The sequence below is a fragment of the Micrococcus sp. CH7 genome, from assembly GCF_001595485.1.
Lineage (GTDB): Bacteria > Actinomycetota > Actinomycetes > Actinomycetales > Micrococcaceae > Micrococcus > Micrococcus luteus.
Genome location: NZ_LOSQ01000018.1, coordinates 1,245 through 1,512, shown reverse-complemented (window position 1 = coordinate 1,512; position 268 = coordinate 1,245). Strand labels below are relative to the sequence as shown.

Below are 268 nucleotides of genomic sequence, written 5' to 3'. Positions count from 1 at the left end.
CGGCCTGAGAGGGTGACCGGCCACACTGGGACTGAGACACGGCCCAGACTCCTACGGGAGGCAGCAGTGGGGAATATTGCACAATGGGCGAAAGCCTGATGCAGCGACGCCGCGTGAGGGATGACGGCCTTCGGGTTGTAAACCTCTTTCAGCAGGGAAGAAGCCACAAGTGACGGTACCTGCAGAAGAAGCGCCGGCTAACTACGTGCCAGCAGCCGCGGTAATACGTAGGGCGCAAGCGTTGTCCGGAATTATTGGGCGTAAAGAG

General features: G+C 59.7%; 1 rRNA gene (running past both ends of the window). It reads left to right on the top strand.

The features are described from left to right. Positions 1-268, top strand: a 16S ribosomal RNA gene (locus tag AUV08_RS11770) (it extends past both window edges: 522 nt to the left, 1,225 nt to the right).